The 15,428-nt window shown below is 56.8% G+C and carries 21 protein-coding genes; 2 read left to right on the top strand and 19 right to left on the bottom strand.

Features of this window, described 5'->3' with window-relative positions; all coding sequences use genetic code 11:
* Positions 1–57: 57 nt before the first annotated feature.
* The 16 genes from QFX31_RS06825 to QFX31_RS06900 form a co-directional block, all read right to left on the bottom strand.
* Complete coding sequence (locus QFX31_RS06825; RefSeq protein ID WP_348531370.1) at positions 58–1,791, bottom strand: SWIM zinc finger family protein; 1,734 nt, start codon at positions 1,789–1,791, stop codon at positions 58–60.
* Between the two features lie 83 nt (positions 1,792–1,874).
* Positions 1,875–2,981, bottom strand: coding sequence for a signal recognition particle-docking protein FtsY (ftsY, locus tag QFX31_RS06830; RefSeq protein ID WP_348531371.1), 1,107 nt, complete (start codon positions 2,979–2,981; stop codon positions 1,875–1,877).
* Positions 2,971–3,432: a prefoldin subunit alpha gene (pfdA, locus tag QFX31_RS06835; protein WP_348531372.1), complete on the bottom strand. Its 462-nt coding sequence runs from the start codon at positions 3,430–3,432 to the stop codon at positions 2,971–2,973. The genes ftsY and pfdA overlap by 11 nt, the downstream gene beginning before the upstream one ends.
* The gene (rpl18a, locus tag QFX31_RS06840; protein WP_297758467.1) at positions 3,422–3,613 is read right to left on the bottom strand and encodes a 50S ribosomal protein L18Ae; all 192 of its coding nucleotides are present in this window, start codon (positions 3,611–3,613) and stop codon (positions 3,422–3,424) included. Before rpl18a ends, pfdA begins: the two co-directional genes overlap by 11 nt.
* 5 nt (positions 3,614–3,618) lie before the next feature.
* Entirely contained in the window at positions 3,619–4,284 is a 666-nt protein-coding gene (locus QFX31_RS06845; protein ID WP_348531373.1) for a translation initiation factor IF-6, read from the bottom strand.
* Positions 4,274–4,537 (bottom strand): 50S ribosomal protein L31e, encoded by a 264-nt coding sequence (locus QFX31_RS06850; RefSeq protein WP_348531374.1) that lies wholly within the window; start codon positions 4,535–4,537, stop codon positions 4,274–4,276. Before QFX31_RS06850 ends, QFX31_RS06845 begins: the two co-directional genes overlap by 11 nt.
* A 6-nt stretch (positions 4,538–4,543) precedes the next feature.
* Positions 4,544–4,681, bottom strand: a complete 138-nt coding sequence (locus QFX31_RS06855) for a 50S ribosomal protein L39e (RefSeq protein WP_175266091.1) — start codon at positions 4,679–4,681, stop codon at positions 4,544–4,546.
* A gap of 8 nt (positions 4,682–4,689) precedes the next feature.
* Positions 4,690–5,289 carry a hypothetical protein gene (locus QFX31_RS06860; protein ID WP_348531375.1) on the bottom strand — a complete coding sequence of 200 codons (600 nt, stop codon included), beginning with the start codon at positions 5,287–5,289 and terminating at the stop codon, positions 4,690–4,692.
* A gap of 2 nt (positions 5,290–5,291) precedes the next feature.
* The gene (locus QFX31_RS06865; RefSeq protein WP_296610023.1) at positions 5,292–5,630 is read right to left on the bottom strand and encodes a DNA-binding protein; all 339 of its coding nucleotides are present in this window, start codon (positions 5,628–5,630) and stop codon (positions 5,292–5,294) included.
* Positions 5,631–5,633: 3 nt separating this feature from the next.
* Entirely contained in the window at positions 5,634–6,083 is a 450-nt protein-coding gene (locus QFX31_RS06870) for a 30S ribosomal protein S19e (RefSeq protein ID WP_348531376.1), read from the bottom strand.
* A gap of 249 nt (positions 6,084–6,332) precedes the next feature.
* Positions 6,333–7,178, bottom strand: coding sequence for a CoB--CoM heterodisulfide reductase iron-sulfur subunit B family protein (locus QFX31_RS06875; protein ID WP_348531377.1), 846 nt, complete (start codon positions 7,176–7,178; stop codon positions 6,333–6,335).
* Positions 7,171–7,695, bottom strand: coding sequence for a 4Fe-4S dicluster domain-containing protein (locus QFX31_RS06880; RefSeq protein WP_348531378.1), 525 nt, complete (start codon positions 7,693–7,695; stop codon positions 7,171–7,173). The genes QFX31_RS06875 and QFX31_RS06880 overlap by 8 nt, the downstream gene beginning before the upstream one ends.
* Positions 7,692–8,984, bottom strand: a complete 1,293-nt coding sequence (locus QFX31_RS06885; protein WP_348531379.1) for a 4Fe-4S binding protein — start codon at positions 8,982–8,984, stop codon at positions 7,692–7,694. Before QFX31_RS06885 ends, QFX31_RS06880 begins: the two co-directional genes overlap by 4 nt.
* Positions 8,985–8,986: 2 nt before the next feature.
* Entirely contained in the window at positions 8,987–11,347 is a 2,361-nt protein-coding gene (gene hdrA2, locus QFX31_RS06890) for a CoB-CoM heterodisulfide reductase HdrA2 (RefSeq protein WP_348531384.1), read from the bottom strand.
* Positions 11,348–11,493: 146 nt separating this feature from the next.
* Positions 11,494–11,994 carry a hypothetical protein gene (locus QFX31_RS06895; RefSeq protein ID WP_348531385.1) on the bottom strand — a complete coding sequence of 167 codons (501 nt, stop codon included), beginning with the start codon at positions 11,992–11,994 and terminating at the stop codon, positions 11,494–11,496.
* 170 nt (positions 11,995–12,164) lie between these two features.
* Positions 12,165–12,464, bottom strand: coding sequence for a ribonuclease P (locus tag QFX31_RS06900; protein WP_348531380.1), 300 nt, complete (start codon positions 12,462–12,464; stop codon positions 12,165–12,167).
* 51 nt (positions 12,465–12,515) lie between these two features.
* Between QFX31_RS06900 and QFX31_RS06905 the strand changes: the two genes are divergently transcribed.
* Positions 12,516–12,764 carry a hypothetical protein gene (locus tag QFX31_RS06905; RefSeq protein ID WP_348531381.1) on the top strand — a complete coding sequence of 83 codons (249 nt, stop codon included), beginning with the start codon at positions 12,516–12,518 and terminating at the stop codon, positions 12,762–12,764.
* Positions 12,765–12,792: 28 nt separating this feature from the next.
* On the opposite strand, the gene QFX31_RS06910 is transcribed toward QFX31_RS06905, so the two are convergent.
* Positions 12,793–13,329 (bottom strand): XTP/dITP diphosphatase, encoded by a 537-nt coding sequence (locus QFX31_RS06910; RefSeq protein ID WP_348531386.1) that lies wholly within the window; start codon positions 13,327–13,329, stop codon positions 12,793–12,795.
* Between the two features lie 43 nt (positions 13,330–13,372).
* Here QFX31_RS06910 and QFX31_RS06915 point away from each other — a divergent pair, with 43 nt between their 5' ends.
* A complete protein-coding gene (locus QFX31_RS06915; RefSeq protein WP_348531382.1) occupies positions 13,373–14,092 on the top strand; it encodes an SAM-dependent methyltransferase in 720 nt (239 codons plus the stop codon).
* Positions 14,093–14,378: 286 nt separating this feature from the next.
* Here the strand turns inward: QFX31_RS06915 and QFX31_RS06920 are convergent, their stop codons facing one another.
* Positions 14,379–15,314 (bottom strand): ion transporter, encoded by a 936-nt coding sequence (locus QFX31_RS06920; RefSeq protein ID WP_348531383.1) that lies wholly within the window; start codon positions 15,312–15,314, stop codon positions 14,379–14,381.
* Positions 15,311–15,428 (bottom strand): zinc ribbon domain-containing protein (locus tag QFX31_RS06925; RefSeq protein WP_348531387.1); only part of this gene is annotated, 118 nt, incomplete at its 5' end. The genes QFX31_RS06920 and QFX31_RS06925, both read right to left, overlap by 4 nt.

Genomic DNA, 15,428 nt, shown 5'->3' on the forward strand with positions numbered 1-15,428 from the left:
TGTATGCCGACGGAATCCTGATCGATGCATTATCACATGAGAGCGATGATAGAAATGCTACAGCCCTGCTTTCTTCAGCTCCTCCATCAGCGCGGGAAGTCTCCGGTTGCGCTCGCGGAGATCGCGTATGCATCTCTCCCATTCCTCTTCCCTACCTGAATGCCGGTGGAGATCACGCATGCGGGTGAGGTACCTGCAGGCCCGCTGGTAGTTGTCCCGCCCACGTGCGTCGATCAGCTTCTCCGAAAGGGCGCGGTAGATCTCCAGCGCAGCATCCGGGCGCTCATCCTCCGCGGCCCGCGCCGCGCTCTCGATGAGATCTGCATCCGATGTGTTAAGGACACCTCTCTCCAAGAGCATCTTCGCCGATTCGATCGCCCGATCGATCTCCCCTTCGTCCAAATAGATCTTCAGGAGAAGATCGTGCTTGCCTTCTGTGATAACAGGATCGAGCAGCTGCGCTCTCAGATGCTCCCATGTGCCGAGCTCCCTGGCGATGCCCCGCAGATCCTGATACCTCGAAAATGTCCGGTGCATCTTAAAGAGCTGCTTGCTCAGCTCCAAAGCGCCGGAGAGCTCACCCTTCTCAAGATACCGATCTTTGAGCCAGTCCATCAAGATCCAGCTGCCTGTGGCCCCAATTTGCTCCGCAACAAACCGCTCCGCGATGTCCCTGTGTCCGTGGGCCACGAAGATATCCGCAATCCTGAGCAGCCTCTTGTCATCCACTCTCTTCGTCTCGGCGACCGCCTCATCCAGCCGACCGATGGCGATCAGCCGATCCACCATCTGCTCCACGAGCCCCATCTTCCTGCACAGCTCCAGAAACCTCTCATCATCCAGATCCTCGCCCTCCAGCCTGAGCAGAAGCTCCCCATATGTGCGGCTCTGCCAGTCATCCAGCGCATCGCCATCTGAAACATGGTGAATCCAGGACGCGAAGACACGCCGCTCCTCGGGGGATGCATGCTCTAAGATGATATCAACCACATCGTCGCTCAGCCCGACACCGCCGAGGTCCATATCATATCTTACGATCTCGAAGAGCGTCCGCAGCATATTCGCTCTGAGCGTGGGATCGTCAGAGCCCTGCAGGCATAGCCCCAGCCCCTCAGCGCAATCCTGCACCACCTCGCAGAGGCGACCCTCTGCATCCTGGAACTCCTCGTACCTGGAGAGGATCTCAAGGACCACACCGGTGTAGACAGCTGCAGCGCTGGCGGGATCCTCCTGTGCCAGGAAGCCTGAGCCGGCCTCGAGGATATCCTTCAGCTCATTCGCGATGGCTTCCTCGACACTCCAGCCGTAATCCGCGCGCCGAAATACCGCTGCTGCGCGGCTGCGATACACCTCCGGCTTCATAGGCATGCGGCGCTTGCCTCCTTCTGGGGATACCACCAGCGCTTCCAGCTCCGGCCGCCGGGCCAGCATTCGCCTGACGAGCGCGATCAGCTCCTCTCTGCTCATCCTCCCCAGAACCGCATCCGTATCCTCGACCTCTCTGAACTCGTCCCTGCGATGGATCCATGTGAGGAGCAATGCTGCGATGTGCTTGCAGTCGCCATCACCGCCCACTGGACAGGAGCAGCGGGACTCTTTAATCCCATCAGGACCAAATGTGACATGTACCCTGTATGGCTGGGGCTGTGAGCCCTCGCAGTAGGCCCTGAGTCTCATTCCCTGGAGACGGGTATCGAAGACAGCGCCATCAAGAAAATAGCGGTAGCCGCGCTCGAAGCTCCTCGGACCCACAAGAGCTCGAACATCATCCTCGCTCAGATCGGGAAGCATTGATATTGCTTCCTGTGAGGGTGGTATTTAAGGAAAATGATAAAAGGGATGCATCCAGCTGCCAGATGGGGAAACCTTTCTCGTCAATCGCCCAGCAGCCTGTCCACGAGCCACTGCGGGTCGAACTTCACGAGGTCCGGGTAGTCCTGGCCCACACCCAGGAATATGATGGGCTTTCCTGTGACATGGGCGATCGATATCGCGGATCCGCCCTTCGCGTCAGCATCTGTCTTCGTCAGTATCGTGCCCGTGATCGGGACAGACTCGTTGAACAGCCTGGCCCTCTCGACCGCGTCATTTCCAGCGATCGCCTCGTCCACGAATATGAGCATGTCAGGCTTCGTGACCCTCACGATCTTCTTCATCTGGTCCATGAGGTTTATATTCGTGTGAAGCCTGCCGGCCGTATCAGCAAGCACAACATCCTTCTTGTGGGCCTTCGCATACTCGATGGCATCGAATATCACAGCAGCCGGATCCCCGCCGGTCTTGTGCTTTATGACCTTGAGGTCCAGACGCTGACCATGGGTCTCGAGCTGCTCTATCGCCCCTGCCCTGAATGTGTCGCCAGCCGCGAGAACCACAGAGTAGCCGCGATCCCTGAGGTATCTGGCGACCTTCGCTATGCTGGTGGTCTTGCCTGTGCCGTTGACCCCCACGAACAGGATCTTCACGGGTTTTGGAGCGTTTTTTATGAACTCATCAAAGTCGAAGACGTTCTTCGATAGGACCTTGAGAAGTGCCGCCCGGAGCGCGTTCTCAACCAGATCGCCTGTATCAGATCCGATCTTCTTCCTGCTTCCCACGAGAGAGCTCTTCACGGAGCTCACGATCTCCTCTGCGACAGGCAGAGCCACATCGCTCTCGAGGAGAGCCATCTCCAGACCCCAAAGCGGCTCCTCGAGATCCTTCTCGTCGAGAATGACCTCCCTCTCGAAGATCAGGGACCTGGCCTTGTCCACAATCGATACCCTGGGAGGCTGGACCGCCTCCACCTGTGGATTTGGAGCGGCTGATCTGCTCTCAGAGGTTTTCACGGGAATCTCCGGCGCAGGTCTCATCTCCTGCTGAGCTGCCGCGGGCTCTGATCTGTTGCCTATTATCGGTATGCTTCCCGCAGCCTTCTCCAGGATCTTGGTTGTTATGGATTCCTTGAAGCCCGAGAGCTTCTCCTTTAGCTTATTGAACAAACCCTTCGCTCCCACCCTGCTTCTGCAGCTCTCTCTCAAGCCTCTCAAGAGCGAGCTGGATTCTGGCCATCTCCTGCTCGATCTTAGCCAGCGCCTCGTTTATCTTCTTCGAGCTCTCAGATATGGCGTTCCTCCTGGCCCTGAGCATCTCCATCGCCTCGCCAGCGGGCTTCTCTATGGAGACGCCACCGCCCACATTAACCACGACTCTGTCTTTGGAGGATAGCTTCGCATAGGCGAACGATCCGGAGCCGATCGGAACGAGCATCTCCTGCCCTTCAGCTGCCTTTGAGAGGGCTCCTATGGCGCTTATGGCCTTGTCCAGACCCTCTGCGGTCATCTGTATTAGTCCCAGCTCCCTCACGAGGGATTCGGCCTCCGCCTGGTACTGCTGGTATGCGACTATGAGCTGGCGCGCCTGGTTCTCAGGCGACTGTGGCTTACCACTCACCAGCCCTCACCTCATCGATCTTTATCAGGCCGCGCTTCAGACCATGCTTGCTTCCCATCAGAGAGTATGCCCACTCTATGGCTACCCTCTCGTTCGGGCACTCCAGAACCTTGGTGAACTTCTGCCAGACATTGCCGATGAAGCTGGCCTTGTAACGCCCGGTTACGATATACTTACCCATATCAATCACTCCAGAAATCCAAGAGCATCCTCAATCCTGCCGAGCTCGGGCCCTGTGGTCTCCAGACCTGCCATGTACCCCCGGCTGTTCGCCAGCAGCCCGGAGCCGACGAGGGGTGAGCCGAAGTTTACCGTGCCTACATCGACCGGAAGCCCGAAGAGATCCTCAAGCACGTTTATCTCCTCTGCAGATATCCTGGGATGTGCAAGTATGCCCTTGTTCGTCGCCACAGCCGTCATCCCGACGGTCTTCAGCCCGCCAATGGTGCCCCTGCGCACGACGACGCCCAGCGTATCAGAGATGACCTCACATGCGCTGTCGCTGAGGCCCGGATGGACGAGCGCAGCGTTGTCATTAGCCAGTATGACATTCCCCGCAGCTGTTATCTTGCCAGGCAGCCTTGCAACCCTGCCGTGCTCCTCAAGCACCCTGATCTCGTCGTCTGTGGCGTACCTGGTCACCACGAAGCCCTCGGAGTTCGCACATATCAGGGAGCCGAGCACTGAGCTGCAGCCGATGACGGTGACCACTGGCTCCACATCCAAGCCGGCACTGAGCATCTCCACGCTCCGCTCGCTCGCCTCCGGCGGCACCAGAACGAGCGACTCGGTGCATCTCGCAAATACCCCAAGGAGGGAGCTCCCGGCGACCTGTGTGCGTCTATCTGCCACCTGCAAACTCCGCCTCAACTCTGCCATCGTCGAACCTTACCGCCTTCACCCTGATCCTGCTTGGGGGCTTCTCATTGCTCCTGGCCCAGATCATCTCATTCAGTGTGTTGTCTATGCTGATCTTATTTAGCGGGGCCTTCATGTGCCTGGAGAGATAGCTCTTCAGCTCTGAAACCGCCCTTTTCGCCCTTCTCCACCTCGGCACTCGCTTGACGTGCCTGAGTGGAACTGTATATACCTGCTCAACCTCCATAAATGCTCACTCCAACGAGCTCCTTCTCCAGTGGCGCCTCTTCGGGTGTGATACAACCCTGCGCTTCGTCTTCATTATGACCCAGAGAGGCACCCTCTGGTTCTGCCTAAGAGCCTTGGCAAGCCGTATCTTCTTCGGCTTCATCTTCTTGCTCAAAACAACTTCCTCCGAACAACTCTGGAATGCGTGTGATTTGCAGGGAATATCCTGTCTACCTCGCTCTGGCCATACCGCTCTGCGAGCGCATATCTAAGGCCGACCTCGAAATCAGAGGCCGGATACCTGTCGCTCGGCAGCACCTCGAACTCGAGGTACTTGCTGGCCATCTCGTTTATCGCCCTCCAGCCCCAGCCCGCAAGCGGTCTCAGATAGTGCATTTTGTGCCTGTCCTCCAGGCTTCTTATGGAGCTTGCGGTCATGACCGGGGCTCTGTCATCCCTGCGTGTGCCGTCTGCGACATACTCGCAGCTCTCCGCCAGGATCTCGACAGCGCACATGTGAACGTAGTTCAGGGCATTGTTCGGGTACCCATCCCTCCGGAGCATCTCTAGACCAGTCTCCAGAACCTCCCCTTCCAGGATCTCGACCCGATGGGGATGGCCTATGGCCCTGGCTGCCCTTGCAGCCACCTCCCATGCTCTGTCATGCCCGAAGCTGAACGTCACAAGCTCGATCTCGTCGAAGAACGGCTCAAGCAGTATCGCAGTCAGCCCGCTATCCTTCCCGCCGCTGAACAGAGTGGTGACCTTCATCCTCAGATCCGCCGGATGTTGATATCTCTCTTCTTCGGCTGGGCCTGCTTCAGTATGGCCTTCAGCTGCTCATCTGTTATCGCTGATCTTATGCGTCCGCTCTGGGCGAGCATGATAAGCTGGGCCTCTATCTGAGCTACAAACTCAGGCCTCGTCATGCGGATGCTGCTCAGCCGCTCTCTGGCCTCGGGCGTCAGTATGGCCCTGAGTATCGCCTGCTTCTTGGCCTCGAGCTCCTGCTGCATCTGCTCCTGCTGCGCTGCATACAGCTGGGACTCCAGCTGCCGTCTCTGCAGCTCCTCAAGCCTCTTGCGTCTCAGATCTGCCAGCTCATCGTCCATATCTCAATACCTCGCCAGTTCGGGAATCTTCTCCACCAGTCTCATCTTGACCCTGTGGGCGATATCGTCCAGAAAGGCCTGGCCCTCAGGTGTGATATGTCTCCCGTCCTTCTGCTTCTTGACGTATCCGGCCTTTTCGAGCTGCTGAAGCGCCTCTCTTATAACAGAGCCGCTTCCCTTGACCGATCTGCCTGTGGCCACCCGGTTCTTGGTCTTCCCACCGTAATGCGTCCTGAGCCTGGACACGCCCACTGGCCCGTCGACATAGACATGGCGGAGTACCGATGCACATCTCACGTACCACCAGTCAGCATTGCTGGGTGGCATCTCCGTATGCACTCCAGTCTTCACGTACGCGGCCCATGCAGGCGGCGTGATCTTGCCGCTCGCCTTCAGCTCCTCAGCAACCGCGTTTATCAGATCAGCTGGAGGCACATCATAAACAGTTGTCAAATCCTTCAATCCTCCACGATGATAAGGAACGGACCAGGAAACTTAAAAACAAAACAAGTATAAATGCTTTTTCCGTAGGCAGCTGGGCATCTCCAGATGGGCATTTTGGGTATCAACAGAGCAGTTCAGCCCGGGTTCATGGAACCTCCGGGTGAGCATAGCGGATCGGGAAGGAGCAGCTGACGCAACTGGGCTGCGAGCGAATACGATCGCCAGGCGGAATGCATGTCGTTATTGTAAGATGAAACTTCAATCTCCTGTCATCCTCTGGTACACACGTTCCAGAAGCGGGAGGGGAGATATGCTGTTCATCTCCAGGGCCAGCTCCTCAGGGCCAAGACCGAGGGCGATGCCGGCAAGCTGTGTGATGTAGAGCACAGGCATCCCGAGATCAACGCCGTAGCGCCGCTCGATCGCGCCCTGCTTCGCATCCAGCATGAGATGGCATAGAGGGCACACCACCATAATCGCATCCGCGCCCGCCCGCTTCGCGCTCTGAAGTATGTGATACACGCTCTCCAGCGCTGCATCCTCTCTGGGCATGAATATCGGGCCGCCACAGCAGAGCATCTTGAGCGGCGACTCGACAGGCTCAGCGCCCAGCATTCTCACCATATCCTCAAGCACTTTTGGATGCTCGGGGCTGTCGATGCCGTTGCCAGGTCTGGTGAGAAGACAGCCATAATAGGGAGTGACCCTGAGACCGCTGAGCTTTATGGGGAGTTCTCTGTTCCTGAGAGACTCTGATAGCATCTCAACGACATGCATGACCCGCGCGCCTTTGTATTTCCTCTCCAGCACCGAGTTCACGCGCGCGCGCAGGCCGTTATCCTCAAGGCGGCGAACCGCAGTGCGCAGGTTGCTGTAGCATATGGAGCACGTTGTCATCACCGGCAGCTCGGTCTGTGTGAGATTCCTGGCAGCGAGGCCGATGGCGAGCGTCTCGTTCGGCACATGGGTGGCTCCGCAGCAGCTCCAGTCATCCAGCTCGATCAGCTCTATTCCGAGAGCCCTTGCGACGGATCTCGTGGAGATATCGTACTCGCGTCCTGTCGCCTTTGACACGCAGCCGGGGTAGTATGCGATCTCAGTCATTCCCAAGCTCCCTGAAGATGCGCTCGATCTCGTCCATGCCCTTAACAGTGCCCGGATCCAGTGACACCTTGCCCCTGCTGAGAAGCTCTATCCCCATCTCCATTATCGGAACCGCTGCATCTGGATTCCTCAGAGCATATGCAGCTGAGAGGAGAACCTCGGATATCCTGCCCTTGCTCCTGATCTGATCCATGAAGATCCTCTCAAAGGATGCATCCCTGCTGCTGATCCCCTCACGCTCGCAGATCTGCCTCAACGCAGAGACCACCGCCTTCGGCCTTATACCCCGGGGGCATCTGACCGTGCATAGGAGACAGGATGTGCAGAGCCATATGGATTCGCTGGCAAGCGCCTCTCTCCTTCTGCCCTCAAGAACCAGGCGGATCAGCTTTCTTATGCTGTTGTCCATCAGATGAGCGGTGGAGCAGCTCGAGGAGCACGTGCCGCACTGGATGCATGTCCTGATCTCATCTCCTGCAAGCCTGACGACCTCCTCCCTGAATGCGGCATCGCTCATCCGGATTCCTCCTGAGCGATCCTGGCAGCGATCTTTCTCCTCGCCTCATCGACAGGCGCCCTCTCCCAGAGGTACCTGACCTTCGGCTTCCTCATCGCCACGTCTATTCTTCGCAGAGATTCATCGATCCGCCTGAGAAGCTCAGGATCGCGCTCTGGCGCTTCGATCTTCGGCGGTGGGGGCCTTTCAAGGACAGGAGGCACCAGCGTTCCTGAGACATCATACCGCCTCTTCTCGCCTGTGAGTATCGCATTTATCGCATCCCGCCACTCCGAGGCCCATGGCGTCTCCTTTACCGGTGTGTGAGAGACCTTTGTCCTTGTCACATCTATGCCGAAGAGGTGACATGCTCTTGAGCAGGCGCCGCAGAGTATGCACTGGTCCTCGACAACTCCAATCCTGCCCTGATCATCGACATACCAGCAGTCGGTGGGGCAGACGTTGAAGCACCCGTGGCATCCGATCGGATCGCACTTCACCAGGCGATCGCTCACGAGCCTGATCTCACCCTCGAATGGCTTCACGACATCCATCGCGTCGTACGGGCAGACTATAGCGCATCTGCCGCATCCGATGCACCTCTCCTGGTCCACATCTATGCTGCCCTTGAGATCAAGGGTCGCATCGAGAGGCTCTCCCTTTACAGATATCGCCTCCTCAGGGCATATGCCCACGCAAAGCCCGCAGTAGTCGCACATATCCTCATCGACGAGGAGCTGCTCATACGGCCTGAGATCCCTAGGATCGGGCTTCTTTTCGAGGAGCACAAAGGCCCTGCAGAACCTGGCGCATATCCCGCAGAGGTTGCACTTCTCCCTGTCGACAGAGATCTCACCCTCGATGCCCTCCCTGAGCGGCCCGAAGTCCTCTCTTGTTCTGTTGAACACAACGGTTATCGCCTCTGTCGGGCAAACAGGCTCGCATAATGTGCACGGCAGGCACCTCTCGTTCGGCTCCGCTTTTCTGAGAAGTCTTGGGTACCGGTCATCGGTCTTGATATCCACATCGTTTACCGTGAACCTGTACGCATTCACCGGACAGAAGTTCGCGCACATCCCGCAGAAGACGCATGCATCAAGATCTATGAGCACTGGCGGAGCATCCAGGCCTGTTGCTATCTCCAGAAGGGGCCCCGGCTGGAGGGCCTTCGTCGGGCAGAGGGAGATGCATATGCCGCAACCGTTGCATTTTTTGTAATCGTAGTCCAGGATCTTGGTGATATCCCCGCTCCTCTGCCTGCATACTACATGGGAGCCCTCAACATCCATATCCTTCTGTATTTCCAGCATGCTCAGACCTTCCCTGAGGGCAGCGCGGCCGCAAGCTCTGTTCCGACCGGACCGAGATCCCTGAGCTCCTCGACGAACTCCTGTATTTTCCTCGCAAGTACATCCCCCTCGCTCGCCGCGCACCATGCCACCTTGAGCCGCCTCGGATCGATCCCGATCTCCCTGAGAAGACCCCTGAGTACCTCCACCCGCTGGAGGGCATGCAGGTTTCCGCTTACGTAATGGCACTCCCCTATGCGGCATCCTGCTACGAGAACGCCGTCAGCGCCGCGCCTGAACGCCTCGAGCACAAAGCTGGGGTCGACCCTGCCCGCGCACATCACTCTAATTATGCGGATGTTCGTCGGATACTGTATCCTGGAGGTGCCTGCGAGATCCGCTCCGGCGTAGCTGCACCAGTTGCAGAGAAACCCAACTATGAATGGATACTCGCCCTTTACAGCTGTGGCAGCCCTGATCTGGGCGAGGATCTGCTCATCCGAGAACAGACGCATCTCTATCGCATCAACAGGGCATGCTGCTGCACATGTCCCGCACCCCTTGCATCTCGCCTCATCGACGAAGGCTGTGTCCTTCACGCTTATCGCCCTGCTCGGGCATGTGTCGACGCAGAGCTTGCAGCCTATGCATTTCTCCCTGTCCACGAATGCGACTGTTGGATCCAGTTCGATCTCACCCTTGAAGAGCAGCTGCATCGCCTTCGATGCTGCAGCGCTCCCCTGGGCTATCGAGACCTGTATCTCCTTCGGTCCGGATGCGCATCCTGCTATGAAAACACCATCTATGTGGGCCTCCACAGGCCGCATCTTCGGGTGGGCGATCTCGAAGAACCTGTCAGGCCTTCTCGATAATCCAAGGAGATTCCCCACGACCTCGGCATCCCTGTTCGCCTCGAGCCCGATGGAGAGCACAACGAGATCGTATCTTTTCATGAGGGTCTTTCCCAGAAGGGTGTCCTCGTAGTGGACGTAGAGACCATCGTCGCCCTCCTCCACAGAGGAGACACGCCCGCGGATGAAGTTTATGCCGAGCCTCTGCGCACGGAGGTAGAACTCCTCGTACCCCTCGCCCCCGGCCCTTATGTCTATGTAGTGTATCGCTACATCCGCATCAGGATATCTTTCCTTGATGAGCTGTGCGTTCTTCAGGGACGCCATGCAGCAGATCCTTGAGCAGTACGGGTTACCCACAGTATGGTCTCTTGATCCCACGCACTGGATGAATGCAATGGATCTCGCGATCTCCCCTGTGGAGGGTCTTACGATCTCTCCTCTTGTGGGGCCCGCCGCATTCAGCATCCTCTCTATCTGGAGAGTGGTCACGACATCCCTGTACCTTCCGAAGCCGTACTCCTCCTTCCTGGATGCATCGAACGGCTGCCATCCGGTGGCGACTATTATCGCGCCGACATCCAGCTTGAACTCCTCAGATTGCTGATCGTACTTAACCGCGTCCGCAGGGCAGGCCTCTGCGCAGAGCCCGCAGCCTATGCATGCGTCTGTGTCTATGCATGCCACAAGAGGCACAGACTGCGGGATCGCCATGTAAATCGCCTTTCTCTTCCCCAGACCAAAATCGTACTCGTTCGGAACCTCCACAGGGCACGCTCCAGAGCACTCATTTATGCAGCCCTTGCACAGCGTCGGATCCACGTACCGCGGCTTTGTGACCCCTGTCACCCTGAAGTGGCCCACGGTCCCCTCGATCGCGAGTATCTCAGAGTATGTCATGAGCTTTATCATGGGGTTTGCGTAGACCTCGGCCATCTTGGGCGCGAGGACGCAGATCGAGCAGTCGTTTGTCGGGAACACATCTGTGAGAAGAGCCATGTAGCCGCCGATGGTGGGCCTGCGCTCTACCAGGTACACCCTCAGGCCCGCATTCGCAAGATCGAGCGCGGCAGAGATCCCGGCGACGCCCCCGCCTATCACGAGCACGTCCCTGCTAACGGGCACGCTCTCCGTCTCGAGCGGGCGGAGCAGAGCTGCCTTGGCGACTGCCATCGCTATGAGATCCTTGGCCTTCTGGGTCGCCAGCGCCGGCGAGTCCATGTGGACCCAGGAGCACTGCTCCCTGATGTTCGCCATCTCAAGCATGTACTGGTTGAGTCCGGCCTCGGTTATGGTCCTGCGAAATGTGGGCTCGTGAAGCCGCGGGGAGCATGCTGCAACCACGACCGCATCGAGCTTGAGCTCTGCTATATCGCTCTTGATCGTGTTCTGGCCTGCATCAGAGCATGTGAACTGTATGTCGCGGGCCACAACCACATTCGGGAGCGTCTCGGCAAAGCGCCTCAGCTCCTCGACATCGAGGGTAGCTGCTATGTTGAGCCCGCAGTGGCAGATGTAAACCCCAATGCGCATCGGCCTCTCAGATGGACCCATCCATCACTGAGTTCACCTTATCAAACATATAGCTGGCGGTGCAGGGTGAATTCAACTTCATGGAGAGCAGCAGGGCGCAAACTCAGGAGTTCAGGCCGGAGAGGTCATTCAGCGGTACACTAACCTCACATCCTGTGAGAAGATTGAGCGTACTCGCTGAGCTTCGAGTGCATGAACTCGCCTGTTATCACAGTCCCCCTGCAGGTTCCGAGATTTATTGCGATCAGCATCCCCACAACTGCGCCATCCTGGAATACAGGGGTGCCGCTGTCTCCAGGACCCGGGAGGTTTCCGGGCTGGAGCACGACATATGCTATGCTCCAGGAGGCATCGGTTATCCTGCAGCCCATGCGCCTGGCGCTGTTGATGAGCTCTGCGTCCCCCAGCCTGGGCCTGGCGAACCTTGTGGGCTCGCATGGCCCGAGAACCAGAAAGAATGCGATGTCCGCATCGCTGCAGTAATGAATGACCCTGGCGCGGTGAGGGCCTATCCTGAGCATGTCTGTCCCGGAGTATCGAAATACGTGGGCCGGTGCCACCCCCAGGTAACCCCCTCTGTAGGGGTAGAATGCCGAAACCACCCCGCCGGATCTGCCGGATATGAACTGATCGCCGGCCCTGAGCATGATCAAGACCCTCTTGTTGTTCCTCAGATCTGCGGTCTCAAAGATTTATTGCCCCTGAGCTGGTGCAGATGGACCATGTGAACCTGCAGGATTCACGATCCCATGTACCGGGAGCAGGTGACATGGGCTGCGCTCTCCACAGATTCTGTCACCAGTCCCATCACTGGAACCTACCTGTATCTCATTCTCGAGATGTGGCCGCATCGCATGCATCTTATCACAAGAATGCCATCTCGCAGCCTGACCATTCTCTGCGCGGGCGACAGAAAACCCCTGCAGCTCTTGCAGAACATGCGCTTCATCTCTTTTGTTGGCCTCACCCTGAGACGCATCCCGATTCTCAGAGCCAGCTCGACGTACCTGTCGCTCCTCTCCGGATGAGTCTCTGCATTGACCCTGGCCAGCTCGAAGAGCCTCTCCATGCGCTGCCGTGCGATATCCTTCAGTAGATGAGCCTGCCGCCTCTTCACATCCGACCAGGGGGATGATTTGATATAAAAGCTATTTCCAGTGAGATCTGGATGAAGAGAGTCAACGTGTGGATAGAGCCTGAGATGCTGGAGTACATAAAATCCAAAAAGACAGATCTTCGGATAGCAACGACCTGCGAGGGTCCTCTGATCTTCTCCATCAAGACGAGCCCTCCGAAGGAGACAGATTTCTACATGGAGGTCGAGGGGAAGAAGATATACATCTCAGCGGTTCAGGCACCACTGATAAAATCAATAAACAGGAGGATGCTGCCCCGCTGCGCTCTTGAGAGGAGATAGTCCAGGTATGCGTGATCCACGGAGAGGATCACCGGCTCTCAAGCCATCTCTTCAGCGCTTTCATGGATCTCCCCCTGTGAGAGATCATGTTCTTCTCCTCGAGGTCCATCTCAGCAAGAGTCCTGCCATCGACCTCGAATATCGGATCGTAGCCGAACCCACCGGCGCCACGGGCCTCGAAACCTATCCCCCCGTGGAGCTCTCCTTTAAACAGAACCGGCTCCATTCCCGGCGCTGAGTATCCCACGACAGATTTGAAGAACGCGGCGCGATTCTCAATCCCATCCATGAGCCTGAGTATGCCGCTGTTACCTATCGTCCTCTGGACGTAAGCGGAATAGACCCCGGGAAACCCATTCAGAGCCTCTATAAAGAGTCCGGCATCCTCTATGATGAACGGTGAGTCCAGCCTGGACGACAGCTCCTTCAACCCAAAAAGCACAACCTCCTCCAGCGTATCAGCCTGGATCTCAGTATAACCCAGATCGGCCTGAACAATGTCCCCCAGTATCCTCTGCGCCTCAACGAACTTTCCTCTGTTGCTTGTAATAAATAAAATCATGATACCATGCACCATCCATCAGTATTTTATCTAACAGGTGGAGGCAATGATGATGCGGCTCGATATCTACCTTGTGGAGATCGCAGGCTCCAGATCAAAGGCTGTGCACCTGATCAAGAGCGGAAAGGTCATGGTGAATGGTGTTATTTGCAGGAAGCAATCCTACAGGGTGAAGCCTGCTGACAGAATCGAGATCGTGGAGGGCTTCAGGTATGTCAGCAGGGGAGGCTACAAGATAGAGGCCATCTTCCAGGAAAGATTGGATGAGCTGATAGACCTGAGCGTCCTGGATGTGGGATGCTCTGCGGGCGGATTCTCAGACTTCTTCCTTCAGCATGGCGCGGCCAGGGTTGTGGGGATCGATATCGCAGAGGAGTGCGTGGACCCCACAATACTCAGCGATCCCAGGTTCAGGTTCATTGGCGGGGTCGATGCGGGATCTTCCGAGGAGCTTTTAAGGCATCTGGATGGCGAGAAGTTCGACCTGATCTCGGTGGATGTGAGCAATGTCTCTCTGAGAGAGGTCCTGCCGAACCTGAGGGGGTTTCTGAGGAGCAAAGGAAGAATAGTGGCGCTCTTCAAGCCGCCGTATGAGATCGATGGCGGCCACAGAGAGGAGGATGTTGAGATGGCGAGGAACAGCTTCGAGAGGTGGCTCGAGCCGGATTTCGAGGTGATTCATGCATGCCCCTCACCAATTCGTGGAGGACCGAAGAACAGGGGCACGATCGAGTACCTGTATCTGCTGAGGCCCAGGCAGGGATGAGGAACATGATGGAGCTGGAGATCGATCGTTGATGCTGGTTGTGAAACCGTATGGATCGCCTCCGCGAATTATCGGAAGGCTGAATTGAGCCGGATTTTCGGCATCGTTGAAGCTTCTTTTTGTCATTCTCACCAATCCGCAAATTCACTGGATGAGCCACCCTATCATTGATATCAGCATGCAGGCATAAACAGCATTTGATCCTGGAGATTGGAGCTCTCAGCGTCGGGCACAGACTCCTGAGAGACCTCCTCCAATCCGGCTCATGACCTCCATCCAGATGCTCTCACGCTTGAGCATCTTCTTCGCATGCTGCTACAGCCGACCCATCCTCAAGAGGGCTGCCGCATATCCTGCAGTATCTCGCATCCTCCTCGTGCCACTCCTGACCGCATCCACTGCAGGTATACCTCTTTCGCGGGGCTGAGATCCACTCTCTGAAGATCCTGCTCACCTGTATGGGTATCAGAATTATGCCCGATATGATCATCATCAGCGTGACGAGACGACCTGCTCCTGATACAGGGACGATATCGCCAAAGCCGACGGTCGCGACTGCAACCACTGTGAAGTAGAACGCATCGCCGAAGTTGTTGACATCGGGATTCAAAGGGCTCTCGGCAAAGTAGAAGAGACCGGAGTATATAAAAAATATTATTATTACAATGAAGACAAGCCTTGCGACGTTCAGCATCCTCAGGCTGATTATTCCAAATAGCAGATGGTCCTCGGCTATGAACCTGAGGAACCTGAATATCCTGAAGACTGCCATGATTCTTATGGTCTGGATGAAGCGCAGATCCACGTAAAAACCGGAGAGCGGAAGCACCAGCAGTATGAGAGTCGGCATTATGGCTACGAGGTCTATAATGCTGTAGGCGTCCTTAACGTAACTCCAGCGATCTGGTGCACCATAGAACCTGAGAAGGTACTCGATCACGAATATGAATATGATCGCAACCTCAAGCCTCCAGAGCGTCGATGATATATGTGGCGGCAGCGGATACGTCTCGATGACAAAGAGCGCCACAACCAGTATGTTCAGTGTGATGATGGCTATGTCTATGGCCCTGCCCAGAGGCGTCTGGAAGTCTATCATGTAGAACTGTATCGTCTCCCTGAGGCTCCTGGTGCCTGCGCACCTATCCTGCTTTTCTGACATGCAGGTGACTTCCTCTCCGGCCTGAAGGCCGGAGCTTCCTGTCTCACTGATCTGTTTCATCCAGCATCTCCACAGGCTCTGCCCCTCAGTCCGAGGGTGAGAATGTTTAATGCCGCGTTGAGATCCCGATCAAGCCTGAGCCCGCATCGCGGGCACTCGTGGACTCGATCCTTC

The organism is Methanothrix sp. (genome assembly GCF_030055635.1).
Taxonomy (GTDB): domain Archaea; phylum Halobacteriota; class Methanosarcinia; order Methanotrichales; family Methanotrichaceae; genus Methanothrix_B.